Annotated in this window: 20 protein-coding genes and 1 pseudogene; 13 read left to right on the top strand and 8 right to left on the bottom strand. The window is 70.1% G+C overall.

The annotated features are described in order from the left end of the window. Nucleotides 1-20 precede the first annotated feature (20 nt). Both H577_RS0111620 and H577_RS0111615 read right to left on the bottom strand, forming a co-directional pair. The gene (locus tag H577_RS0111620; protein ID WP_036284913.1) at nt 21-839 is read right to left on the bottom strand and encodes an ABC transporter permease; all 819 of its coding nucleotides are present in this window, start codon (nt 837-839) and stop codon (nt 21-23) included. Further along, nucleotides 836-1,780 carry an ABC transporter ATP-binding protein gene (locus tag H577_RS0111615; protein WP_029146087.1) on the bottom strand — a complete coding sequence of 315 codons (945 nt, stop codon included), beginning with the start codon at nt 1,778-1,780 and terminating at the stop codon, nt 836-838. The genes H577_RS0111620 and H577_RS0111615 overlap by 4 nt, the downstream gene beginning before the upstream one ends. A 308-nt stretch (nt 1,781-2,088) precedes the next feature. Here H577_RS0111615 and H577_RS0111610 point away from each other — a divergent pair, with 308 nt between their 5' ends. The 3 genes from H577_RS0111610 to H577_RS0111600 are packed head-to-tail and all read left to right on the top strand — an operon-like array spanning nt 2,089 to nt 4,777. Further along, entirely contained in the window at nt 2,089-3,003 is a 915-nt protein-coding gene (locus H577_RS0111610) for a transporter substrate-binding domain-containing protein (protein WP_036284909.1), read from the top strand. 2 nt (nt 3,004-3,005) lie between these two features. Beyond that, nucleotides 3,006-4,001: an amino acid ABC transporter permease gene (locus tag H577_RS16340; RefSeq protein ID WP_084516182.1), complete on the top strand. Its 996-nt coding sequence runs from the start codon at nt 3,006-3,008 to the stop codon at nt 3,999-4,001. Next, a complete protein-coding gene (locus H577_RS0111600) occupies nt 3,998-4,777 on the top strand; it encodes an amino acid ABC transporter ATP-binding protein (RefSeq protein WP_029146085.1) in 780 nt (259 codons plus the stop codon). Before H577_RS16340 ends, H577_RS0111600 begins: the two co-directional genes overlap by 4 nt. Before the next feature lie 106 nt (nt 4,778-4,883). Here H577_RS0111600 and phoA read toward each other — a convergent pair whose 3' ends face one another. Beyond that, nucleotides 4,884-6,584, bottom strand: coding sequence for an alkaline phosphatase (gene phoA, locus H577_RS16335; RefSeq protein WP_036284906.1), 1,701 nt, complete (start codon nt 6,582-6,584; stop codon nt 4,884-4,886). A 309-nt stretch (nt 6,585-6,893) separates the two neighbouring features. Between phoA and H577_RS0111590 the strand changes: the two genes are divergently transcribed. The 4 genes from H577_RS0111590 (at nt 6,894) to H577_RS0111575 (ending at nt 12,553) form a co-directional block, all read left to right on the top strand. Next, on the top strand, nt 6,894-8,528 hold the full coding sequence (locus H577_RS0111590) for an ABC transporter substrate-binding protein (RefSeq protein WP_029146084.1): 1,635 nt from the start codon (nt 6,894-6,896) through the stop codon (nt 8,526-8,528). Between the two features lie 151 nt (nt 8,529-8,679). Next, nucleotides 8,680-9,756 carry an ABC transporter permease gene (locus H577_RS0111585; protein WP_029146083.1) on the top strand — a complete coding sequence of 359 codons (1,077 nt, stop codon included), beginning with the start codon at nt 8,680-8,682 and terminating at the stop codon, nt 9,754-9,756. A gap of 89 nt (nt 9,757-9,845) precedes the next feature. Continuing rightward, complete coding sequence (locus H577_RS16330; protein WP_036284944.1) at nt 9,846-10,832, top strand: ABC transporter permease; 987 nt, start codon at nt 9,846-9,848, stop codon at nt 10,830-10,832. Further along, entirely contained in the window at nt 10,829-12,553 is a 1,725-nt protein-coding gene (locus H577_RS0111575) for a dipeptide ABC transporter ATP-binding protein (RefSeq protein ID WP_051191989.1), read from the top strand. The genes H577_RS16330 and H577_RS0111575 overlap by 4 nt, the downstream gene beginning before the upstream one ends. Before the next feature lie 211 nt (nt 12,554-12,764). Here the strand turns inward: H577_RS0111575 and cds1 are convergent, their stop codons facing one another. Beyond that, a complete protein-coding gene (cds1, locus tag H577_RS0111570; protein ID WP_029146081.1) occupies nt 12,765-13,862 on the bottom strand; it encodes an L-cysteine desulfhydrase Cds1 in 1,098 nt (365 codons plus the stop codon). Between the two features lie 64 nt (nt 13,863-13,926). On the opposite strand from cds1, the gene H577_RS0111565 reads away from it, so the two are divergent. After that, on the top strand, nt 13,927-14,580 hold the full coding sequence (locus H577_RS0111565) for a TMEM175 family protein (RefSeq protein WP_036284903.1): 654 nt from the start codon (nt 13,927-13,929) through the stop codon (nt 14,578-14,580). Between the two features lie 29 nt (nt 14,581-14,609). Here the strand turns inward: H577_RS0111565 and H577_RS0111560 are convergent, their stop codons facing one another. Continuing rightward, on the bottom strand, nt 14,610-15,824 hold the full coding sequence (locus H577_RS0111560; RefSeq protein ID WP_029146079.1) for a hypothetical protein: 1,215 nt from the start codon (nt 15,822-15,824) through the stop codon (nt 14,610-14,612). Then, on the bottom strand, nt 15,821-16,843 hold the full coding sequence (locus tag H577_RS0111555; protein WP_029146078.1) for a hypothetical protein: 1,023 nt from the start codon (nt 16,841-16,843) through the stop codon (nt 15,821-15,823). The genes H577_RS0111560 and H577_RS0111555 overlap by 4 nt, the downstream gene beginning before the upstream one ends. A gap of 535 nt (nt 16,844-17,378) precedes the next feature. On the opposite strand from H577_RS0111555, the gene rpsF reads away from it, so the two are divergent. From rpsF to rplI, 4 genes are all read left to right on the top strand, one after another. Further along, complete coding sequence (rpsF, locus tag H577_RS0111550) at nt 17,379-17,747, top strand: 30S ribosomal protein S6 (RefSeq protein ID WP_029146077.1); 369 nt, start codon at nt 17,379-17,381, stop codon at nt 17,745-17,747. A 5-nt stretch (nt 17,748-17,752) separates the two neighbouring features. Continuing rightward, nucleotides 17,753-18,256: a single-stranded DNA-binding protein gene (locus tag H577_RS0111545; RefSeq protein WP_029146076.1), complete on the top strand. Its 504-nt coding sequence runs from the start codon at nt 17,753-17,755 to the stop codon at nt 18,254-18,256. Nucleotides 18,257-18,372: 116 nt separating this feature from the next. Continuing rightward, a complete protein-coding gene (gene rpsR / locus H577_RS0111540; RefSeq protein ID WP_029146075.1) occupies nt 18,373-18,627 on the top strand; it encodes a 30S ribosomal protein S18 in 255 nt (84 codons plus the stop codon). An 11-nt stretch (nt 18,628-18,638) separates the two neighbouring features. Then, the gene (gene rplI / locus H577_RS0111535) at nt 18,639-19,091 is read left to right on the top strand and encodes a 50S ribosomal protein L9 (protein WP_029146074.1); all 453 of its coding nucleotides are present in this window, start codon (nt 18,639-18,641) and stop codon (nt 19,089-19,091) included. A 204-nt stretch (nt 19,092-19,295) separates the two neighbouring features. Here the strand turns inward: rplI and H577_RS18180 are convergent, their stop codons facing one another. Together H577_RS18180 and H577_RS0111525 are read right to left on the bottom strand one after the other, a co-directional pair. Next, nucleotides 19,296-21,362 carry a beta strand repeat-containing protein gene (locus H577_RS18180; protein WP_029146073.1) on the bottom strand — a complete coding sequence of 689 codons (2,067 nt, stop codon included), beginning with the start codon at nt 21,360-21,362 and terminating at the stop codon, nt 19,296-19,298. Nucleotides 21,363-21,446: 84 nt separating this feature from the next. Continuing rightward, entirely contained in the window at nt 21,447-22,718 is a 1,272-nt protein-coding gene (locus tag H577_RS0111525; protein WP_029146072.1) for a hypothetical protein, read from the bottom strand. A gap of 165 nt (nt 22,719-22,883) precedes the next feature. Between H577_RS0111525 and H577_RS17700 the strand changes: the two are divergent. Next, nucleotides 22,884-23,370 (top strand): annotated as a pseudogene (locus tag H577_RS17700) (integrase catalytic domain-containing protein); the annotation flags it as partial.

The raw sequence follows: 23,370 nt of genomic DNA, 5'->3' as shown, positions 1-23,370 counted from the left end.
CGTGCGCGCGCAGGGAGCGGTCAGACGCGCTGGGTGTCGCGGCGGAACAGCGCCGCGGTACCGGCGATGAACAGCGCCAGCCACAGCAGCACGTTCAGGAACGCGCCCAGGTCGAACCCGGCCCCGGTCAGCGGAGCCCGGCTCAGCTCGCCGATACCGAACACCGGCGTCCACGCCGCGACATCCTGCAACACCTGGGGCATCATGCTCACCGGGTAGAACAGGCCGCCGATGAACGCCAGGAACACGATCACCAGGCTCGTCAGCTGCATGGCGTTCTCGCCGGGCACGAGGTATCCCATCATCAGCCCGAGTGCGGTGAACACCGCCGCGCCCAGCAACCACGCCACCAGCGCCGACACGATCCACTGCGACCACGACATGCGCACCCCGGTGAGGGCCCCGGCCAGGTAGGTCGCGACGATCGCGAGCAGGCCGAACAGCATCCCGGCGATCACCTTCGTGGCCACGGCCGCGACCGGGCTCAGCGGAGTGAGCCGCAGCTGCCGGCTCCAGCCCAGTGACCGCTCGAGCGCGACGGCCGCGCCCGAGGCGGTGGCCGACATCATCGCGCCGTACACGGCCATCGACACCATGATGTAGGCGGCCACCGACAGCCCGCCCGATGCGATCGGCTGGTGGTCGATCAGCGGCACGTCGCGCTGCGGATACCCCACCATGAAGTACATCGCCACCGGGAACACCACGGTGAACACCAGCGTGCGGTAGTTGCGGATGCGGCGCTTGAGCTCGATGCCGAGGAACCGCAGGTTGAAGCCGCCGAACGGCGGCACCGTGCGCTCCAGCGACACCGGGGCGGTCGTGGTCACAGCGCTCATCGCGCCTCTCCTTCCGTGGTGAGCGCGAGGAACACGCTCTCGAGGTTCTGCGACGAGATCTCCACGTCGCACGCCGGGGTCGCCGTCAGCAGGTGTCGCACCAGCGCGTCGGAGTCGGAGGTGCCGATCACGACGCGGTCGCCTTGCACCTCGACGTCCTTGACGCCGTCGATCGCCGCCAGGGCCACCGGGTCGGCGCCCGGCAGCGTCGCCTTCACGATGCGCCCGGCCACCAGGTTCTTGATGTGTGCGGTGGTGCCGTCGGCGACGATGCGCCCCTGGCTCATCAGCACGATGCGATCGGCGTACGCATCGGCCTCTTCGAGGTAGTGCGTCGCGAACAACACGGTGCGGCCGCGGTCGGCGTCGGCGCGGATCGCCTGCCAGAACGAGCGGCGGCCCTCGACGTCCATGCCGGTGGTCGGCTCGTCGAGGATCAGCAGGCCCGGGTCGCTCAGCAGCGCCATCGCGAACCGCAGCCGCTGCTGCTGCCCGCCCGAGCACTTGCCCACCATCCGCGCGGCGATCTCGGCGATGCCCGCCCGCGCCAGCACCTCGTCGACCGGACGGGTCTGCGAGAACAGGCTCGCGGTCAGCTCAACCGTCTCGCGCACCGTGAGGTCTTTGAGCAGCCCCCCGGTCTGCAGCACCGCCGACACGTAGCCGCGGGCGATCGCGCCGCGCGGCGTGGTGCCGAACACGCTGATCTCGCCGGTGTCGGGGCGGCTCAGCCCCAGGATCATGTCGATCGTGGTGGTCTTGCCCGCCCCGTTCGGCCCGAGGAAGGCGACGACCTCACCCGCGTTCACGTGCAGGTCCACGCCCTGCACGGCACGCACCCGCCCGAAGCTCTTGGTCACCCCGCTGGCCGCGATGGCCGGCGGCGGGGCGTCGGATGCGGCATCCACCCGCCCTGCCCGTGTCACTGCTGTCGTTTCCATGCCTCCATGCTCGGATGCCGCGGCCGCCGCGCCCGCACACGCCCGTCACGATCCGCCCATGACATTCGTCACGGACGCCGGTGGTGGCCAGGGTGTCGACCGCCGGTTCGCGCGGTGGCGATGGATGCCGTACCCGGCCGAAGCCCCGGTCGGACCTCCGCCTGGGGCCCGCGTGTCTGACCGGCCAGACGTCACGTGATCGGATCGTCACCGTCGATCTGGCAGTGTGTACATAGAATTCAGGACATCGGCGCCGACCCGTAGGCTCCGCTATCCCTCAACGACGAGGAAGGTACGACATGCGAAGAATGCTCGCTCTGCCCGTGGCCGCGGTCGCGGCGGTACTGCTGCTGACCGGCTGCGTGAACAACGAGGCGGCCGAGAACCCCGGTGCCTCAGGCGACGGCGGCTCCGGCACAAGCGCGGGGGCGAACCCGTACGGCGTCACCAAGGACGACGCGCTCGCCGCCACACTGCCCGACGCGGTCAAGACCGCCGGGGTGCTCAAGATCGGCACCGACCCGACCTACGCGCCGAACGAGTACAAGGACGACGCCGGCAACCCGATCGGATGGGACATCGACCTGGCCGACGCGATGGCCGCCAAGCTGGGCGTGAAGACGCAGTACACCACGGCGAAGTTCGACAACATCATCCCGTCGATCGTGGGCGGCAAGTACGACCTCGGCGTCTCGTCGTTCACCGACACCGTCGAACGCGAGAAGCAGGTCGACTTCGTCAACTACTACAGCGCCGGTGTGCTGTGGGCCTCGGCCAAGGGCAAGGACGTCGACCCGAACAACGCCTGCGGTCTCAAGGTCGCCGTCGAGGCCGGCACGTACGAAGACACCGAAGAGGTGCCCGCCAAGTCGAAGGCCTGCACCGACGCCGGCAAGGCCGCGATCCAGGTGCTCAAGTTCGACGGTCAGGACCAGGCCACCAACGCCCTGGTGCTCGGCCAGGTCGACGCGATGAGCGCCGACTCGCCGATCACCGAGTACGCGATCCACCAGCAGGCCGACAAGATCCAGGCCGCCGGCGAGACCTTCGACGTGGCCCCCTACGGGTTCGCGACCAAGAAGGGCGGCGAGCTGACCGACGTCATCAAGAACACCCTGCAGGCGCTGATCGACGACGGCACCTACCTGAAGATCCTGCAGAAGTGGGGCGTCGAGGACGGCGCGGTCACCGCCGCCGACGTCAACGCGGCCTCGAAGCAGTAGCCATGAGCGACGCACAACGACCCGGGTCGGCTTCGGCCGGCTCGGGGTCGGGGCCGGCACCCGGCCCGATCGACACGTCGAACATCCCGATCGAACGCGCCGAGGCGATCAAGGCGGTGCGGCTGCGGCATCCGTGGCGCAACACGGTCGCGGTGATCCTGATCATCCTGGTGCTGCTGTTCATCCTGGACGCCGCACAGCGGCAGGCGTTCCAGTGGGACATCGTCGGCAAGTACCTGTTCGACACCCGCGTCACCCAGGCGGCGATGATCACGCTCGCGCTCACGGTGCTGTCGATGGTGTTCGGCATCGTGCTGGGCCTGATCCTCGCGGTCATGCGGCTCTCGCCCAACCCGGTGCTGAAGTGGATCGCCTGGGCGTTCCTGTGGGTGTTCCGCGGTACGCCGGTGTACGTGCAGCTGGTGTTCTGGGGCCTGGTGACCCTCATCTACAAGACGTTCATCATCGGCATCCCGTTCGTGCACACCTGGGCCGAGATCCCGATCAGCTGGACACCGCCGCTGTTTCTGATCGCGGTGGTCGGCCTGGCGCTGAACGAGTCGGCGTACATGGCCGAGATCGTGCGTGCCGGCCTGCTGTCGGTCGACCCCGGTCAGGAGGAGGCCTGCACGGCGCTCGGCATGTCGTGGGGTCAGACCATGCGCCGCGTGGTGATCCCGCAGGCGATGCGCGTGATCATCCCGCCCACCGGCAACGAGGTCATCTCGATGCTGAAGACCACGTCGCTGGTGGTCGCGATCCCGTACACGATGGACCTGTTCGGGCGCACCCGCGACATCTCGGCGACGATCTTCGCTCCGATCCCGCTGTTGATCGTGGCATCCGTCTGGTACCTGTTCTTCACCTCGGTGCTGATGGTCGGGCAGTACTTCGTCGAGAAGCGGTTCGCGCGTGGCACCGACCGCTCACGACCCGTCGTCGGTGCCGCCGGCGAGACCGTGGTCGGCGTGGGCATCGAGATCGGGGGGAAGGGATGACCGTTCCGGCGCAGACCGTGCCGATGGTGGAGGCCATCGCCGTGTCGAAGAGCTTCGGCGCCAACGAGGTGCTGAAGTCGATCTCGCTGACCGTGCAGCGCGGCCAGGTGATGTGCGTGATCGGGCCCAGCGGCTCGGGCAAGTCCACGTTCCTGCGCTGCATCAACCATCTCGAGCGCATCGACGCCGGCCGGCTGTTCGTCGACGGCGAGCTGATCGGCTACCGCCAGCGCGGTGACCGGCTCTACGAGCTCAAGCCCACCGAGGCGTCCCGGCAGCGCCGCGACATCGGCATGGTGTTCCAGCACTTCAACCTGTTCGCGCACATGACGGCGCTGCAGAACGTGATGGAGGCGCCGATGCGGGTGAAGGGCGTGTCGAAGAAGGATGCCGAAGCCCGCGGCCGCGACCTGCTCGCGCGCGTCGGGCTCGCGCAGCAGGCCGGGCACTATCCCGCCCAGCTGTCGGGCGGCCAGCAGCAGCGGGTGGCGATCGCCCGGGCGTTGGCGATGGACCCGAAGCTGATGCTGTTCGACGAGCCGACCAGCGCCCTCGACCCCGAACTGGTCGGCGAGGTGCTGGACGTGATGCGGGAGCTGGCGACCTCGGGCATGACCATGGTGGTGGTCACGCACGAGATGGGCTTCGCCCGCGAGGTGGGCGACCAGGTGGTGTTCATGGACGGCGGCGTCGTGGTCGAATCCGGCGACCCGCACGAGGTGCTCACCAACCCGCAGCACCAGCGCACCAAGACGTTCCTGTCGAAGGTGCTCTGACCGGCCGCGAACCGGACATGCGCAAGGCGGCCGGCCCTTGTCGGGGCCGGCCGCCTCGGTGTGATGCCGCCGGATGCGCACGTGAACCTGGCGGTGCGCGGTGAACCTAGCGGCGCACCGTGATCTTCGCGGTCTTGGCGACGCCGCTCTGGGCGCCGGTCACGGTGACCTTGACGACCTGCTGGCGGCCGGTCGGCACCGGTGCGGTGAACACGGCATTCACACGGCCGTCGATCACGTCGACCCGCTGGGTCTGGCCCCCGAACGCGACTGTGGCCTGGCGGTCGCCGGCGAACCCGGTCGCGGTGACGGTGACCTTCTTGCCGGGCTTGGCGTAGCCCGACTCGACACCGGCCTTGCGGCTGAGCGCCGCGGTGTCGGTCTTCAGGCCCAGCGTGCGGGCGATCGTGGTGAACGTGTCGGTCTGGTCGCTCAGCCCCACGATGTTCGCCGCCCCCGGACCGTACCCGGCGATCCGCAGCTGGGTGCCGGTGTGCTGCTGCGAGCCGCCGGCACCGGACGTGCCGTACGAGATCTTCATGACGGTGCCGTCGGCGGTGGTCACCGCGGTCGACAGCGAGGTCGGCGGGGTGGAGTCCACGATCTGGCTGGAGTGGGCGTGGTCGGCGGTCACCAGCACGAGGGTGTTCTTGTCTTTCTTGGCGAACTCGAGCGCCACCTGCACGGCCTCGTCGAGGTCGAGCGTCTCGCCGATCTGGCCGCACGCGTCGGCGGCGTGGTCGCGCTTGTCGATCGAGGCGCCCTCGACCTGCAGGAAGAAGCCCTTGCCGCTGTTGGTGCGACCCGCCGACAGCAGGTCGATCGCCTTGTCGGTCAGCGCCGCCAGCGACAGGTCCTTCGGCAGTCGGTCGGGCGATTCCTGGCAGGTCACGGCCTTGTCCGCCCCGCCCACGGTCGCCGTGGTCGCCGCGTAGCGGGTGGGGAAGTTGCCCGGCGTGAACAGGCCGAGCAGCGGCTGCGACTGGTTCGCCTTCGTCACGCGCTTCAAGCCGGCGGCATCCGTCACCACCTGGTACCCGCGGGCGGTCGCCTGCTGGAACAGCGTCGACCCCTGCCACGGGCCGGCCTTCGCCTTCTGCCCGAACGAGGCCGAGCCGCCGCCGAGCACGACGTCGGGGCGGGTGTCGAGCAGCTGCTCCGAGATCGAGCCGAGGCCACCGCGATCGAGCGCGTTCTCACCGCACGAGGCGCTGTCGGGGCCGTAGCACGAGCGGCTGTCGACGTGCGCGACCTGCACCGCCGGGGTGGCGTCCTGGATCTCGGCGGTCGACACGTCGCCGGTGCGCAGGCCGTTCGCCTTGGCGATCTCGAGCAGCGTGGGCAGCGGCGTGTGGTCGACGTCGACCGAGATGGCGCCGTCGTAGGTCTTGGTGCCGGTCGACCAGCCGGTGCCGCTGGCGGCCGAGTCGGTGACGTAGTCGGGCTTGCCCTTGTTCGGGCCGTCCTCGTACACCGAGTAGGTGGTGTACGAGCCGGTCAACGGCAGCGCGTCGATGCCGGGCAGGGTGCCGGCCGCGCCGTAGGCGTAGTTGCGGGCGATGGTGATCTCGCTGTCGCCCATGCCGTCGCCGATCAGCAGGATCACGTTCTTCGCCTTGCCGGAAACGATCGCCTGCCGCACATCCTGCGTGCGATCGTGCGTGACGCGGTGCGAGTCGGCCGTGACGGCGCCGGAGCCCATGGCGGCACCGGCGCCGAGCGCCAGCACGGTGCCGGCGGCGACGGCGGATGCCGCGACCAGGGCGACGCCGCGACGAACGCGGCGACGGGTGGTGGTGGGGGTCATTCCAGTTGCTCCCGAGTGTGTCAGTGATGGATGCCGGAACCCGGCCCGCCTCCACACCACAGGCTGCGGGCGAACACCGCGCGACCGGCGGGTGACATCGCGGTGACCTGGCGGCGAAGCCGCGGCGAACCCCGTGGCAGACAGGCGGGGAGCCTGAGGCACCGGAGCGACCGTTCGGCGGTGAGCGCATTGCGGTCTGATCACGGAAGCGGCGTGGTGATTGCCTGAATGCACCGCGAACAACAAAGATGGAGGGCATCCGGCTGCGTCACCCTGCGCGGCCTCTTCGCTCACAGCAGAGGGAACGACATGTCATCGAAGACACCCACGCGCACGCGCGTGCTGTTCGCGCTCGGCGCGCTCAGCGCGTCGGCGATCGTCCTGGCCGGCTGCGCCGGCGGCGGCGGAAACAACGGCGGAAACAACGGCGGCGGAAACACCTCGCCGCTGCTGATCGGCACGACCGACAAGATCACCTCCATCGACCCGGCCGGTTCGTACGACAACGGGTCGTTCGCGGTGATGAACCAGATCTACCCGTTCCTGATGAACACCGCCTACGGCAAGGCCGACGTCACCCCCGACATCGCCACCGAGGCATCCTTCACCGCCCCCACCGAGTACACGGTCAAGCTCAAGCCGGGCCTGAAGTTCGCCAACGGCGACGACCTCACCTCGTCGGACGTGAAGTTCTCGTTCGAGCGCATCATCAAGATCAACGACCCGAACGGTCCCGCCTCGCTGCTGGGCAACCTCGACAGCATCGACACCCCCGACGACACGACGGTCGTGTTCCACCTCAAGAGCGCCGACCAGACCTGGCCGCAGGTGCTCTCCAGCCCCGCCGGTCCGATCGTCGACGAGCAGGTGTTCGCCGCCGACAAGGTCACCCCCGACGACGACATCGTCAAGGGCAAGCCGTTCGCCGGTCAGTACACGATCACCTCGTACAAGGTCAACGAGCTCATCAACTACGAGCCGAACAAGGACTACCAGGGCGAGCTCGGCGCCGCCGAGAACAGCGGTGTGACCACCAAGTACTACGCGGATGCCTCGAACCTGAAGCTCGCGATCGCCAACGGCGACATCGACGTGGCCTACCGCAGCCTGTCGGCCACCGACGTGGACGACCTGTCGAAGAACGACAAGGTGCAGGTCGTGAAGGGACCGGGCGGCGAGATCCGTTACATCGTGTTCAACTTCGACACGATGCCGTTCGGTGCCAAGACCGCCGACGCCGATCCGGCCAAGTCGCTGGCGGTGCGCCAGGCGATGGCCGACCTCGTCGACCGCGACCAGCTGGCCTCGGACGTCTACAAAGACACCTACACGCCGCTGTACTCGTACGTCGCCTCGGGCCTGACCGGAGCGAACGAGGCGCTGAAGTCGCTGTACGGCGACGGCAACGGCGGGCCCTCGCTCGACAAGGCGAAGAAGACGCTGCAGGACGCCGGCGTGAAGACCCCGGTCACCCTGAACCTGCAGTACAACGGCGACCACTACGGCCCGAGTTCGGGTGACGAATACGCCGCGATCAAGACCCAGCTCGAGCAGGGCGGCCTGTTCAAGGTGAACCTGGCGCAGACCGAGTGGGTGCAGTACTCCAAGGACCGCACCTCCGACGTCTACCCGATGTACCAGCTGGGCTGGTTCCCGGACTTCTCGGACGCCGACAACTACCTGTCGCCGTTCTTCACGAAGGACAACTTCCTGTCGAACCACTACGACAACAAGCAGGTGCAGGACCTGATCGCCAAGGAGCAGGCCGAGACGGATGCCGCGGCCCGCACCGACGAGATCGGTCAGATCCAGGACCTGGTGGCCAAGGACCTGTCCACGCTGCCGCTGCTTCAGGGCACCCAGGTCGCGGTCGTGGGCAAGGACGTGCAGGGCACCACCCTGGACGCCTCGTTCAAGTTCCGCTACGCCCCGCTGCACAAGTAGTCGAGCAATCCACAACCCGCTCGTCGCGTCCGCCCCAGTCGCCCAGCGAGCCGGGCGAGTCGACACCTCCCGCCGGATGGTGTCGACCCGCCTGGCGGCTCGCTGGGCGACCGGGGCCCGCCGAGCGACGGGTTCTGAGTAAGGTTCACGCATGACCACCGTCGTCGAAGACGCCGACCTCGCCGCCAAACCCGTGCGCGCCCGCAGCGGCGGGCTGTGGCGGTTCATCCTGGTCCGCCTGCTGCTGATCATCCCGACGGTGTTCATCCTGGTCACCGTCGTGTTCTTCCTGATGCGGCTGACCGGCGACCCGATCACCGCGGCCCTGGGCGGCAAGCTGCCGCCGGCCCAGCTGGCCGAGCGCGTGCACGAGGCCGGTTATGACCGACCGCTGATCGTGCAGTACGCCGACTACCTCGCGGGGGTGTTCCGGGGGGACTTCGGCACCACCCTCACCGACCATCGACCGGTCACCACGATCCTGCTGCAGTACGGTTCGGCCACACTCGAGCTGGCGTTCTACGCCCTGATCGTCGCGTTCATCCTCGGCATCCCGCTGGGCCTTCTCGCCGCATACAAGCGCGACCGCTGGCAGGACGCCCTGCTGCGGGTGGCCGCCATCCTCGGCTACGCCACCCCGATCTTCTTCATCGCGATCCTGCTCAAGCTGGTCTTCGCGGTGCAGTTCAACATCCTGCCCGTCTCGGGCCGGGCCTCGACCCGGGTCGAGTTGCAGTTGCAGAGCCTCGACCATCCCACCGGCATCTATCTCATCGACGCGATCCGGCTGGGCAATCCCGACGCCGTCGCCGACGTGCTCTGGCATGCCGTGCTGCCGGGGCTGGCGCTGGGCATCCTCACCGCCGGGGTCTTCCTGCGCCTGGTGCGCATCAACGTCATCGGCACGCTCGGCGCCCAGTATGTGACATCCGCCCGCTCGCGCGGCGTCGGCGAATACCGGCTGCTGACCAAACACGCCTACCGACCGGCGCTGATCCCCATCGTCACCCTGATGGGGTTGCAGATCGCGATGCTGCTGGCCGGCGCGGTGCTCACCGAGACCTCGTTCGAGTGGAAGGGCATCGGGTTCATGCTGGCCGACTACCTCAAGGCGCGCGACTTCGTCGCCGTCCAGGGCATCGTCATCATGATCGCGGTGGTCGTGGCCGTCACGAACTTCATCGTCGACGTGATCGCCGTGCTCATCGATCCGCGAGTGAGGTACTGACGATGAGCGAGAACCTGCCTGCCGAACCGGCCGAACCCACCCCAGACGCACCCGTCACCGATCCCACCCCCACGGGCGTGCTCGACCCGATGCCCACCGGCGTGCTGCCGGCCACCGCGCCGCGCAAGCGTCCCCTGGCCGACCGCATCCCGGTGATCTCGCACCTGCGGCACAGCGTCGGCTGGCAGCGCACCATGCTCGTGACCGGACTGGTGCTGACCGGCCTGTTCGTGATCGTGGCGATCTTCGCGCCGTTGATCGCCCCCTACGGCTATGCGCAGCGCACCGTCGACGGACACGACTTCGGCACCCTGCAGCCGCCGAGTGCCGCGCATCCGCTGGGCACCACGGTGAGCGGCTTCGACGTGCTCTCGCGCACCATCTGGGGCGCGCAGACCGCGCTGCTGGTGATCGTGTGCGCCATCCTGTTCTCGATCTTCATCGGTATCTTCATCGGTCTGGTCTCCGGGTACTTCGGTGGTTGGCTCGACCGCATCCTCGTGGTCATCGCCGACGCCATCTACGCGTTCCCGTCGCTGCTGCTGGCGATCGTCATGGCGATCGTGATCAGCCACGGTCAGTCCACTCTGTGGGGCGGCATCCTGGCCGCGGCGATCTCGATCACCGTGGTGTTCGTGCCGCAGTACTTCCGCATCGTGCGCAGCGAGGTCGTGCGGGTCAAAGCCGAGCCGTTCGTCGAGTCCGCGCGGGTCATCGGCGTACCGACCTTCCGCATCCTGGTGCGGCACGTGCTGCGCAACTCGACCCGGTCGGTGCCGGTCGTGGTCACGCTCAACGCGTCCGAGGCCGTGCTGACCCTCGCCGGGCTCGGCTTTCTCGGGTTCGGCATCGAGGCCACCGCCGCCAGCGAGTGGGGCTACGACCTGTCGCGCGCGGTGTCGGATGTCACCAGTCACATCTGGTGGACGGCGATCCCGCCCGGGGTCGCGATCGTCATCGTCGTGCTCGGCATCACCCTGGTCGGCGAGAGCCTCAACGACCTCAGCGACCCGCGTCTGCGCCGCCGGCGCCGGGCGGCATCGGCGGCCAAGGCCCCCACCGGAGGCGACGAATGAGCGAGACAGTGCAGCAGCCGCGGGACGCGGCATCCATTCGCGATCTCACCGTCACCTTCGCGACCGACGCCGAACCCGTCGTCGCCGTCAACGGCATCTCGCTCGCGGCGCATGCCGGCGAGGTGCTGGCCATCGTCGGCGAGTCGGGGTCGGGCAAGACCGTGACCGCCAACGCGCTGCTCGGGCTGCTGCCCGAGACCGCGACGCTGTCTGGTGCGCTCATCATCCGCGGGCGTGAGGGCGACGAGACCGACGTGGTGCACGCCTCGCACGCGCAGCTGCGCGCGATGCGCGGGCGTGACGCGGCGATGGTGTTCCAAGAGCCGTCGACGGCGCTGAACCCGGTGTACACGGTCGGGTTCCAGATCGCCGAGGGCCTGCGTGCGCACCACCGCATCTCGAAGCGCGAGGCGCGCGAGCGTGCCGTCGACATCATGCGCCGGGTGGGCATCCCCGAGCCCGAGCGCCGCGTCGACGACTACCCGCACCAGTTCTCGGGCGGCCAGAAGCAGCGCATCGTGATCGCGATGGCGCTGGTGCTGAACGCCGGACTGATCATCGCCGACGAGCCGACGACCGCGCTGGATGTGACCGTGCAGGCCGAGATCCTCGACCTGCTGCGCACCGCCCGCGACGAGTTCGGCGCGACGGTCGTGCTGATCACGCACAACATGGGCGTGGTCGCCGACCTCGCCGACCGCGTGATCGTGATGTACCAGGGCGACATCGTCGAGCAGGCGCCGGCGCGCGAGCTGTTCGCCGCGCCCCGCGAGGACTACACCAAGAAGCTGCTGGCGGCGGTGCCCCACGTGGGGCGCGGCAAGAGTGCCACGCAGGATGCCGCGGCCCCGACCCCGACCGCGGCGCCCGAGGGGTCGCCGGTGGTGGCCGAGAACCTGCACATCGCCTACCCCGGACGGTTCGGCCGCACCGGCGTGGTGGCGGTCAAGGGCGTGGACTTCTGGGTCGCGCCCGGCGAGGTGCTCGGACTGGTCGGTGAGTCGGGGTCGGGCAAGACCACCATCGGGCGGGCCATCGTGGGCCTGACCCAGGTGGTGGACGGGTCGCTGCGGGTGCTCGGGCACGAGATGCGCGGCACGTCGATGCGCTCGCTGAAGAGACTGCGCCCCGACATCGGGTTCGTGTTCCAAGACCCGGCGACGAGCTTCAACCCGTTGCTGACGATCGCCGAGTGCATCGCCGAGCCGTTGATCGTGCACGGCCGCGCGGCGAACCCGCGCGCCGCACGCGGCCGGGTGGACGACCTTCTCGACGCCGTGCATCTGCCGAGATCGTTCGGCGACCGGTTCCCGCACGAGCTGAGCGGCGGGCAGCGCCAGCGCGCGTCGCTGGCGCGGGCGATCGCCCTGCAGCCGAAGCTGCTCATCGCCGACGAGCCCACCAGTGCGCTCGACGTCTCGGTGCAGGCGCGGGTGCTCGAGCTGTTCGGTGAGCTGCAGCGCGAGCTCGGGTTCGCGTGCCTGTTCATCAGCCACGACCTGGCCGTCATCGACGAGGTGGCCGACCGCATCGTGGTGCTGCGGCGCGGGGTGATCCGCGAGCAGGGCAGCACCGCCGCGGTACTCGGCGACCCGCAGGACGACTACACGCGCCGGTTGCTCGCCTCGATCCCGGTGCCCGACCCCGAGCAGCAGGCGGCCCGCCGCGCCGCCTGGGTCGCGGCATCCGCCGCCGAGGCCGCCGCCGACTCCGGGCGCTGACTCTGGTCGTTGACTCTGGTCGTTGACTCTGGGCGCTGAGCCCGGTCGTTGACCGGTGCCGGCGCGGCGGACGGGGTCGCAGAAGGTGCCGCCTCTGGCGTCCCGGGTGGGCGTGTTCTGCGACCGGCACGGCGGCCGGTCGCAGTAGTGGCCGGTATCCCTGGGTCCGGTGGGCATGTTCTGCGACCGAGCAGAAGCGAGCGGCGCGCGCTCAGTGCCCGGGGTCGGGCCAGGCGCCGGTGGCGGCGAACTCCTCGAGCACGGCGGCGGGGCCGGCGAGGTCGATGTCGCGATCGGTCAGCCAGTCGTCGCAGCAGTAGGTGTCGCGGTACCGGTCGGCCGAATCGCACAGCAGCGTGACCACGCTCCCGGTCTCGCCGCGGCGCAGCATGTCGGCGATCAGGCCGAACGCGGCCCACAGGTTCGTGCCGGTCGAGGCTCCGCCGCGAAACCCGGTGCGCGCGGCGAGGAACCGCATCGCCGCGATGGAGGCGGCATCCGGCACCCGCACCATGTGGTCGACGATCTGCGGCAGAAAGCTCGGCTCGACCCGGGGCCGGCCGATGCCCTCGATGCGGCTGGGCGCGTCGCCGGTGACGGCGGCGTCGCCGGTCGACCACGCGTCGAAGAACACCGAGTTCTCGGGGTCGGCCACGCACAGCTGGGTGGGATGCCGCTGATAGCGCAGGTAGCGACCGATGGTCGCGCTCGTGCCTCCGGTGCCGGCGCCGACCACGATCCACCGGGGCACGGGGTGCCGCTCGCGCGCGAGCTGCTGGAAGATCGACTCGGCGATGTTGTTGTTGCCGCGCCAATCGGTGGCGCGCTCGGCGTAGGTGAACTGGTCCATGTAATGGCCGCCGCACTCGGCGGCGATCCGCGCCGCCTCGGTGTAGACGGTGGCCGGGTCGTCGACCAGGTGGCAGCGACCGCCGTAGAACTCGATGAGGTCGATCTTCTCCTGGGTGGTGGTACTGGGGATCACGGCGACGAACGGCAGCCCCAGCATCCGTGCGAAATACGCCTCGGACACGGCCGTCGATCCGCTGGAGGACTCGACGATCGTGGTGCCCTCGACGATCCAGCCGTTGCACAGCCCGTACAGGAACAGTGAGCGCGCCAGTCGGTGCTTGAGGCTGCCGGTGGGATGCGTGGACTCGTCCTTCAGGTACAGCTCGATGCCCCACTGCTCGGGCAGCGGCACCGTCAACAGGTGCGTGTCGGAGGACCTGTTCGCGTCGGCTTCGACCCGGCGCACCGCCTCGCTCACCCACGCCCGCGTGGCGTGCGCCTGCTGAAGATCGTGCATCGTCGCTCCCTTCGCTCTCGCGAGCCTATCCGCTCGACCCCGGCTGTGCCGATACGATCCGACCGTGACAGACTCCGCCGACGACCCGCGGCTGCAGCGCGTCTACTCGTCCGAACGGGCCAAGGCGTTCATCGACGCCGTGGTCGCGATCGCGATGACGCTGCTGATCCTGCCGCTGATGGAGAGCGTCGGCGACGCCGACCCTGCCGCCGGCACCATCACGTGGCTGGCCGAGCACCAGTGGCAGCTGATCAGCTTCGTGCTGAGTTTCGCCGTGATCGCGAGCTTCTGGGTCAACCAGCACCACCTGTTCGCGCAGGTGCACCGCGTCTCGGGCGGGCTGCTGTGGGTGTGCATCGCGTGGTTGCTGTCGATCGTATGGATGCCGGTGGCCACGGCTCTGATCGGCGTGATGCCCGACGACGATCAGCTGGTGAAGGCCGTCTACATCGGAACGATGATCTGCACGAGCATCCTGGCCCTGGTGCAGCGCCTGGTGCTGTTGCGCCGGCCCGAGCTGCACGAGGTGCCCACCGTCGCGCTGCGACGCGGCATCGCGTTCGACATCGCCATGGCCGTGCTGTTCGCTGCGGCACTCGTGGTCGCCGTGACCGTCGCGGCGGTGAGCTACTACGCGCTGTTCCTGCTGTTTCTCACCGGCCCGCTCGGGCGGCTGCTGGCACGGATGCTGAAGGCCGGGCCCGGCGCACACGACTGACCCGACTGAGCCGTCCGTGCAGGTCGGAGTCAGTGCAACATCGCCGAGAAGAACGAGCCGAAGGTCCCCCACAGCCAGATCACGACGAAGACCCCGACCACCACGAGGCCGACCACGGGTGCGGTCCGGCGCAGCCGACGCCCCTCCGGTGCGACGCCCGGCGGGGGCGTGCGCGCGTGGCCGGGCGCCGCGAACGGCAGCGCCGCCGCCCCCGGATGGGGCGATCTCGGCACCGGCGCGGATCCGGCGGGCACCGAGGCGGCCGCGTCGGCCGGGCCGGCGGCATCCGTCCCCCCGTTGCCGGGTCGCATCGCACCGGCCGAGGTCGTGGCATCCGTCGCCGAATGCCCGTCACGCCAGCGCCCCCACTGCGCGAGCTTGTCGAGGATGGCGCCGACCGTCGCGAACAGCCACGCCCACGTGGCCGGGTCGATGGTGGACAGCGGGCGCGGCGCGTACAGGAACAGCCAGTCGTCGACGATCTCGACGTCGAGCGCGGCGGCGTGGTCGATGAAGCGGGCCATGATGTCGGGGGTGAACAGGTACAGCGCGTCGCGCTCGTAGCCGGTGGGGCAATACAGCGCGAAGTGCTCGTCGAAGTCGCCCTCGAGATGCAGGCGCTGGTTGCGCGCGAACGAGGCGGGCAGGTCCGACCCGAACAGGGTGTTGTTGCCGACGGCATCTAGCACGATGTTCGGCAGCGGCACGTCGAGCTTGACCGCGACGTATCCCCACCGATGCGTCACCTCGTTGCGGCCCGATCCGGTCTTGTAGACGTAGTTGCCGAACTCGACGAACCGCGGCCGCTGCCCGCGCACCAGATCGGACGAACGACGGCTGTGCCCCTGGGTGAAGATCATGCCCGGCAGGGCCGGCTCGTCGACTCCGGGCGTGTAGCTCATGCCGTTCGCGCGCGCGAATCGGTCGAGCCGGTAGGCGCGCACCGCATCGCCCGCGCCGAAGAAACCGCGCACGATGCCGATGGCGCCCGCCACCACGACCGCGCCGAACAGGACCGCGCCGAACCCTCCGCCGACGCTCCCGCCCGCCCGGAAGAACGCCCCGAACACCTGGCCGGCGGTGATCACGAAGAACACCGCGAACACCGCCAACAGCACGGCGCCGAGGATCTTCGGAACGTCGGCGCCCGCCGGCCGCACCCGGTTCCAGAACGCGCGCGCGGCGCGTTTGTCGACCGGCTCGGTGAGCGGCGACGGGTCGAAGGATGCCACGGCCTGGCTCATCGGTTCTCCTCATCTGCGTCCCACGACAGGTCGGCGTCGGCGGGGACGGATGCCGCCTCCAGTGCCGGATCGGCCACGATCGCGTCGATCAGCTCGGTCGAACCGGCCACGATCGTCGAGTCCCAGTCGATCTCGCTGACCATCACCCAGGCGTGGTCGTCGGGCCAGACCAGGTTCGGCGGGCGGGACGACGGCGGGAATCCGTGCTCTTCGGCCGGCAGATCGCGCCACGGCACGTCCAGCACCCATGCCGGGTCGGTGAACGCCGAGATCCCGCCGCGGAACAGCACGTACGACCGGTTCGGCAGTTCCAGGCGCGGTCCGCGTGAGATCTCATCGGAGAGGATGCCGGGGCGCCAGGTCGCCTTGCGGAAGGGGTTGTTGAAGACGTCCTTGAGCGAGCGGTACAGGATGGCCTCGGTCCGTGCCTGTCCGGGGGAGTCCGGCGCGCCACCGACGTAGCGCCTGGGCATACCGGGCTCGGGGAAGAAGAAGCCATGCGGCTGGTCCACGTGCATGCCGCCGACCAGGTCGCCCCAGCCCTCCCAGATCGCGATGCACCCGGCATCCGGCGTCGTCGTCGCTTCGGCCAGCAGCGCCGCCAGCGTCGCGAGGGGCTGCGGGTCGAGGGCGCCCAGTTCCGGGTCGAGGTAGCGCCAGCCGTCGCTGTCGGGGGAGAAGTCCTCGTTCTCGACGATGACTCCGGGCGCCACCAGGTGCGTCCACTGCGCGAGCGGGTGCATCGTCGTGCCCATCGCGGCGGCGGTCTGCGCCCAGGTCACCGGTTCGGTGATGGTCTTCGGATTCGCGCGGTGGAAGGCATCCCATTCTCTCCGGTGGGCATCGAACGGCAGCGCAGGCCATGGCCGCCCCTCTGGGCGCTCCCGTGCTGCGGGGTGGAACACGCGCGCGTACGCCTCGAACCCGCGCGGCACGACGTCGTGCATCGTGTATGCCCATGGGGCGTCGAGCCGTTCGCGCAGCCAGTCGCCGGTCGCGACATCCGCCGTCCACTCCATGAGGCCACGCTACCGGGGGCCCCGCGCCGTGGCATCCCGGACACAGGGACCGAACGTGACGCCCGAACACACCGAACGTGACGCCCGAACACAGGGACCGAACGTGACACTCGAACACAGGGCCCGAACGTGACCCCCGAACCCAGGACTCGAACGTGACACCCGAACACAACGGCGGGGATTTTCGGCGACACGCCGTGCGAACCGCGCGACACGCCGCACCGCGGTGAGAATCCCCGCAGTTGTGCACCGCGGGTGCCGGGGTGGGCCGGGTGACCGGATGCCAGGTGCCGGATGTCGCGGGCAGATGCCAGGGGCCGGATGCCGGGGCCGGATGCCAGGTGTCGGATGCCAGGTGTCGGGTGCCGGGGCCGGGTGCCACGCCGCGGCGGAGGATGACGAGGTACGCGTGGGCCGTGGCATCCGATACACTGTGAAGGTTGTCCGGCGCAATCTGCGTCCGGACGACGTGCACCACACCCTCCTGCCCGTGGGAAATGCCTGCGAGCCGTTCTAGTCCGAAGGAGGTGGGTTAGTGACGCACCAGTACGAACTCATGGTCATTTTCAACCCTGAGATCGATGAGCGCCAGGTGCCGACGCACCTGGACAAGTTCCTCAAGGTCATCACCGACGCCAAGGGGACGATCGACAGCATCGACATCTGGGGCCGCCGCCGTCTGGCGTACGAGATCCAGAAGAAGTCCGAGGGCATCTACGCCGTGGTGAACTTCACCGCGACCAGTGAGGCCACCCAGGAGCTCGATCGCCAGCTCAAGCTCAGCGAGCTGATCATGCGCACCAAGGTTCTGCGTGCCGAGGAGGCGATCGCCCTGGTCGCCGCCGAGAAGCAGCGCTCCGAGGCGAAGGCCGCCCGCAAGGCGGCCGCTCCCGCGAAGGCGTAACGACGATGGCCGGCGAGACGATCATCACCGTCGTGGGAAACCTCACGGCAGACCCCGAGCTGCGCTACACGCAGTCCGGCCTGCCCGTCGCGAACTTCACGATCGCGTCGACGCCGCGTACCTTCGACCGTCAGGCGAACGAGTGGAAGGACGGCGAGGCGCTGTTCTTGCGCGCGAGCGTCTGGCGCGACTTCGCCGAGCACGTCGCCGGGTCGCTGACCAAGGGCATGCGCGTCATCGCGTCGGGGCGCCTCAAGCAGCGCTCGTACCAGGACCGCGAGGGCAACAACCGCACCGCGATCGAGCTGGAGGTCGACGAGATCGGCCCCTCGCTGCGCTACGCGACCGCCCAGGTCACCCGCGCGGCCTCGTCCGGCGGCTCTGCCGGTGGCTCCGGCGGCCAGCGCCCGCAGCAGGTCTCGGAGGAGCCGTGGGCGACCCCCGGCTCGTCCGGCGGCGGCGACGCATGGTCGACCCCCGGGTCCTACGGCGACGACACGCCGTTCTGACGCCGGGCATCCGGTCGTCGAGCGCCCGGAGGGCGCGAGTCGAGACGTGCATGGGTGACCAGAACGCCCGGGCCGAGGCATCCCACACAAGAACTCATCTGATCTAAGGAAACAACATGGCTGGAAAGTCGAGCGGCGACCGCCGCAAGCCGCGGAAGGGCGCGAAGAACGCCGCCCCCGCGAAGTCGATCCGGGTCGGCGTCATCGATTACAAGGATGTCGCCACCCTTCGCAAGTTCATCTCGGAGCGCGGCAAGATCCGTGCCCGTCGTATCACCGGTGTCTCCGTGCAGGAGCAGCGCCTCATCGCCCGCGCCATCAAGAACGCGCGCGAGATGGCGCTCCTGCCCTACGCCGGCGCCGGCCGCTAAGGAGCACCGCAATGGCAAAGCTGATTCTCACGAATGAGGTCGCCGGGCTCGGAAGCGCCGGCGACGTGGTCGAGGTCAAGAACGGGTACGCCCGCAACTACCTCATCCCGCAGGGCTTCGCGGTGACGTGGACCCGTGGCGGCGAGAAGCAGGTGGCGTCGATCCGCGCCGCCCGCGAGGCGCGCGCGATCCACGCGCACGAAGACGCCGTGGCCCTCAAGGAGGCCCTGGAGTCGAACAAGGTCCGGCTCACCGTCAAGGCCGGTGCCGAGGGGCGCCTGTTCGGCTCGGTGAAGACCGGCGACATCGCCGACGCCGTCAAGGCCGCGGGCCTGGGCGAGCTCGACAAGCGCAAGATCCACATCACCTCGCCGATCAAGGCTGTCGGTGAGCACGAGGCGACCGTTCGTCTGCGCGACGAGCTGACCGCCGTGATCACGCTGCAGGTGGTCGCCGCCAAGTAAGGCAGCACCGTCGTCACAGCGGCCGTCGACCTTCGGGTCGGCGGCCGCTGCGTATGTGCGGGCGGCCGGGTGGTGAGGGCGGCCGAGTGGTGCGGGCGGGCGCGGTGGATGCCGCGGGCGGCGGGACATGGGATGTACCGTCCGCGGCATCCGAGGTGCGGCGTTGCGGGCGGGCGCGCTGGGGACGGCGCCCGCTCGCGGGGATCACGCCGCGCGACGCCTCAGCACGGGGACCATGCCGAGGGCGATGAGGACCAGGCCGAGCAGCAGCACACCGAACGGCACGGTGCCTCCCGTGTACGCCAGCTGTCCGTCCGCGGCTGCGGTGACAGCGACGGCGGCCGGGGCCGGCGCGGTTCCGGTCGGCGTCGCGCCGGTGGGCGTGGTGCCGGGCTGGTCGGTGCCGGTGGGCGTCGTGCCGGGTTCGTGCGTGCCGGGGGTGCCGGGCTGGTCGGTTCCGGGGGTACCCGGTTCGTCGGTGCCGGGGGTACCCGGTTCGTCCGTGCCCGGAGTGCCGGGTTCGTCGGTGCCGGGGTTGCCGGGCTCGTTGGTGCCGGGGTTGCCGGGCTCGTCCGTCCCCGGGGTGCCGGGTTCGTCGGTGCCCGGGGTACCCGGGGTCTCGGTCGTGGCGTCACCGATCACCGAGACGGCGTCCCCGCCGATCGTGACGGGAGCGGTCACCGGCAGCACGATCTGCGTGCCGCCGAGGATCCCTCCGATCCCGCTGGTGTCGATCACGCCCGGCGTGCCGCCCGACGTCACCGGCACGGTGCCGGACGACCCGGTCGACGTGCTGTCGCCGATGACCGAGATGGCGTCGCCGGTGGCGGTGACGGGTGCGGTGATCGGGGCGACGACTTGGGTGCCGCCGAGGATGCCGTCGTCACCGCTGGTGGTAGCGGCGGGGCCCGTCGTCGCCGGGCCGGCGGCCGGGGCGGTGGTGGCGGGCGTCGTGGTTCCGGTCGACGTGCTGTCGCCGAGCACCGAGATGGCGTCGCCGCCGACGGTGACCGGTGCGGTGATCGGGGCGACGACCTGGGTCCCGCCGAGGATGCCGTCGTCACCGCTGGTGGTAGCGGCGGGGCCGGTCGCTGCCGGGCCGGTGGCCGGGGCGGTGGTGCCGGGCGTCGCGGTTCCGGTCGAGGTGCTGTCGCCGAGCACCGAGACGGCGTTGCCGTCCACGGTGACCGGTGCGGTGATCGGGGCGACGACCTGGGTGCCGCCGGCGATCGCGTCGGTGCCGGAGGTGCTCGCCGCCGGGCTGGTGGCCGCCGGGCTGGTGGCCGCCGGGATGGTGGTGGCATCCGTGCCCTGTGCCGATGTGGTGGCGTGCTGCGACGTGCTGTCGCCGAGCACCGAGACGGCGTCGCCGCCGACGGTGACCGGTGCGGTGATCGGGGCGACGACCTGGGTGCCGCCGGCGATCGCGTCGGTGCCGGAGGTGCTCGCAGCCGGGCTGGTGGCCGCCGGGGTGGTGGTGGCATCCGTGCCCTGTGCCGATGTGGTGGCGTGCTGCGACGTGCTGTCGCCGAGCACCGAGACGGCGTCGCCGCCGACGGTGACCGGTGCGGTGATCGGGGCGACGACCTGGGTGCCGCCGGCGATCGCGTCGGTGCCGGAGGTGCTCGCCGCGGGGCCGGTGGCCGCCGGTGTGGTGGTGGCATCCGTGCCCTGTGCCGAGGTGGTGGCGTGCTGTGACGTGCTGTCGCCGAGCACCGAGACGGCGTTGCCGCCGACGGTGACCGGTGCATCCACGTGCACGAGCGCCTGGGTGCCGGAGGCCGTTCCTGCGGCGCCGGACGTCGACGCAGCCGGCTGGGACGCCGGAGTGGTCGCCTTCGGCGTCGCGGGCGGCGCCGCCTTGGGTGCTGCGGGCAGCGCCGCCTTGGGCGCCGCGGCCGGCGCGTCGGCGGTGGTCGAGTCGCCCACGGCCGACACTGCCGTGCCGGTGAGGGTGACCGGCAGGTGCACCGAGATGAGAGCCTGCGTCCCCGACCCGGCGCCCCCCTGGCCGGTCGTGGACGCAGACGGCGTGGTGGCCGCGCTCGCGGGAGCGGTGCCCCCGTCGGAGTGCGAGCCCGAGTCGCCCACGAGTGAGATCGCGTTGTCGGTGATGCTCACCGGGGCGTCGATGCTGATGATCCCCTGGGTGCCGGACAGCAGTCCGTCGCCCCCCGAGGTTTCGGCCGCGTTGGCGACCGTGGCGCCGACGAGCGTGATGCCGCCGGCCAGGAGCGTGCCCCACAGGGCGCGCTTGACGAACGTGTGCATGAGAGAGTCCTCCTCGGACTGATCGGAAGGGACGCGCGAAAGCGCGCAGGAACCATGCCGCCTCCAGGGCGGTCGGATCCCCGATCAGTCGGGAGAGACGTCGGTGCCGTACACGGGTGCCGGCGGCGACATCTCGTCGTCCGGCCGTCCTCGGCGCGCCCAGGCACGATGCGCGAGGACCAAACCGACCGCGAGCATCGCGGCCGCCGCGGATCCCGCCCCTGCGGGACCGCTCGAACCCGCCGCGGCCGTGACGCCGGGCAGGGAAGACAGCTGTGGCAACGCGCCGAGTGCGGCCGGCAGCGTCGACGCTGAGGTGATGACCGCGACCGAAGCCGCGGCGGTCAGATGCGATCCGGTCCGTGCCGCGGCCGCCCACCAGGCTGCGAGCGTCGTCGCAGACGGCGCGGCCGAGACGTATGCCGCAGCCCGACTGTCGGTCGTGGGCTGCGCACCCGCGGAGGTGGCCGTGGAACTCGCGGGAGTCGCCGAGGATGGGGCGCCGGGAGCGCCGTCGACAGGAACGCCCGGCGTCGGGCCGGTTTCCGTAGCGGGAGGCGGTACCGGCACGGGTGGAGTATCCACGACGGGGAGGGTGGTGACCGTGGTGACGGTGGAACCGACGATGTCGTCGACGGTGCCTGCGGCGTTCTCGACGATGCCGGTGACGGTGTCGGTCACGTCGGCGACCGTGCCGTTCAGATCGAGCGGGGTGACCACGGCCCCGACCACCGGCAGCTTCTCGACGGTCTTCACGACCGGGGCCACCGCATGTACGACGGGCGTGATCACGGCGACGACGGGTGTGGTCGCCGTCTTGACGATCCCGGTGTCTGCGGCGGTGGTCACGGCCTTCACGACGGGCGTGAGCACCGGCGTGACGACGGCCTTCGCGACCGGCGTGACCACGGCTTTCGCGACCGGCGCGACGACCGCCTTGGCGACCGGCTTGACCACGGCCTTCGCGACGGGCTTGACGACGGTGGTCACGACGGGCGCCGCGGCATCCTTCACCACCGTCTTCGCCGCGTTCGCTGCGGGGCCGGCCGCCGGCGTCTCGTCGGCTTTGACCGCCTTCGTCGCCGTGGCGACGGTATGAGTGACGGTGCGCGCGGTGTGATCGACCGTGTCGAGGGCGGTGTCGGCCGTGTCGCCGACGGCGTTCACGACCGCGCCGACCAGCGATGACAGCCCGTGGTGTCCGGGCGGCTGATCTTGCGGGCCGGTGTCGGCGTGCGCCCCCGGGGCGCCCCAGCCAAGCACGACGGCGAGCACGATCCAAGCGAGCGAGAAGCCCACGCCGATGAGCGCGAGCCACACGGCTCGTCCGAACTTCGACGGAACGTCCACACTCACCCCCCTGAGTCGTGGTCCCCCTGTTGGGGCTGACCATACCCCCGCTCGCCGACACTGTCCATACCCCGACGAGACTCACGAGGGATGCCCGCGAAACGCCCTCGGTGCCTCAGTTGAGATTGCCCGCGAAACGGTGATCGTCGTGGCATGGGAAGTGAGCTGTCGATGGCGACGCGGGTGGAGATCACGGCGAAGTATGCCCGGGCGTATGCGAAGGCGTCGAAGAAGGATCGTGGCCGGTTGCTGGACGAGGTCGTCGCGGTCACGGGCTGGTCGCGGGACAACGCCCGCCGTCGCCTCGCGCTGGCGGTGAAGCCGCGTGCGGTGAACAAGGCCCGTAAGCCGAGGGGCCGGAAGTTCTCGTATGACGCGGTGAAGGTGCTGCAGCGGGTGTGGGCGTGGTCTGGGCATGAGTGCGGCAAGTATCTGGCGGTGTCGATGCCGACGCATCTGGACTCGCTGGAGCGGCACGGCGAGCTCGTTGATGGGAAGGCCAGGTACTGTCCTGAGGTCCGTGCCGAGCTGCTGCAGATGAGTCCGGCAACGATCGACCGGTACCTGGCTCCAGCGCGCGCGAAAGACCCGCTGCGGGGGCTGACCAGCACACGGCCCTCGCCGTTGCTGCGCACCTCGATCACCGTCCGTAACGCCG

It is taken from the genome of Microbacterium luticocti DSM 19459 (assembly GCF_000422405.1).
In the GTDB taxonomy this organism is placed as follows: domain Bacteria; phylum Actinomycetota; class Actinomycetes; order Actinomycetales; family Microbacteriaceae; genus Microbacterium; species Microbacterium luticocti.
The sequence above is the reverse complement of the archived record's forward strand: the minus strand, read 5'-3'. Positions and strand labels throughout refer to the sequence as shown.

Bases quoted from the DNA above. Each gene is read 5' to 3' on its own strand.
- H577_RS0111585 (WP_029146083.1), top strand. From the start codon at position 8,680: ATGACCACCGTCGTCGAAGACGCCGACCTCGCCGCCAAACCCGTGCGC.
- H577_RS0111600 (WP_029146085.1), top strand. From the start codon at position 3,998: ATGACCGTTCCGGCGCAGACCGTGCCGATGGTGGAGGCCATCGCCGTG.
- H577_RS0111610 (WP_036284909.1), top strand. From the start codon at position 2,089: ATGCTCGCTCTGCCCGTGGCCGCGGTCGCGGCGGTACTGCTGCTGACC.
- H577_RS0111560 (WP_029146079.1), bottom strand. From the start codon at position 15,824: ATGAGCCAGGCCGTGGCATCCTTCGACCCGTCGCCGCTCACCGAGCCG.
- H577_RS0111620 (WP_036284913.1), bottom strand. From the start codon at position 839: ATGAGCGCTGTGACCACGACCGCCCCGGTGTCGCTGGAGCGCACGGTG.
- cds1 (WP_029146081.1), bottom strand. From the start codon at position 13,862: ATGCACGATCTTCAGCAGGCGCACGCCACGCGGGCGTGGGTGAGCGAG.
- rplI (WP_029146074.1), top strand. From the start codon at position 18,639: ATGGCAAAGCTGATTCTCACGAATGAGGTCGCCGGGCTCGGAAGCGCC.
- rpsR (WP_029146075.1), top strand. From the start codon at position 18,373: ATGGCTGGAAAGTCGAGCGGCGACCGCCGCAAGCCGCGGAAGGGCGCG.
- H577_RS0111615 (WP_029146087.1), bottom strand. From the start codon at position 1,780: ATGGAAACGACAGCAGTGACACGGGCAGGGCGGGTGGATGCCGCATCC.
- H577_RS0111555 (WP_029146078.1), bottom strand. From the start codon at position 16,843: ATGGAGTGGACGGCGGATGTCGCGACCGGCGACTGGCTGCGCGAACGG.
- H577_RS16330 (WP_036284944.1), top strand. From the start codon at position 9,846: ATGCCCACCGGCGTGCTGCCGGCCACCGCGCCGCGCAAGCGTCCCCTG.
- phoA (WP_036284906.1), bottom strand. From the start codon at position 6,584: ATGACCCCCACCACCACCCGTCGCCGCGTTCGTCGCGGCGTCGCCCTG.
- H577_RS0111545 (WP_029146076.1), top strand. From the start codon at position 17,753: ATGGCCGGCGAGACGATCATCACCGTCGTGGGAAACCTCACGGCAGAC.
- H577_RS16340 (WP_084516182.1), top strand. From the start codon at position 3,006: ATGAGCGACGCACAACGACCCGGGTCGGCTTCGGCCGGCTCGGGGTCG.
- H577_RS0111590 (WP_029146084.1), top strand. From the start codon at position 6,894: ATGTCATCGAAGACACCCACGCGCACGCGCGTGCTGTTCGCGCTCGGC.
- H577_RS0111575 (WP_051191989.1), top strand. From the start codon at position 10,829: ATGAGCGAGACAGTGCAGCAGCCGCGGGACGCGGCATCCATTCGCGAT.
- H577_RS18180 (WP_029146073.1), bottom strand. From the start codon at position 21,362: ATGCACACGTTCGTCAAGCGCGCCCTGTGGGGCACGCTCCTGGCCGGC.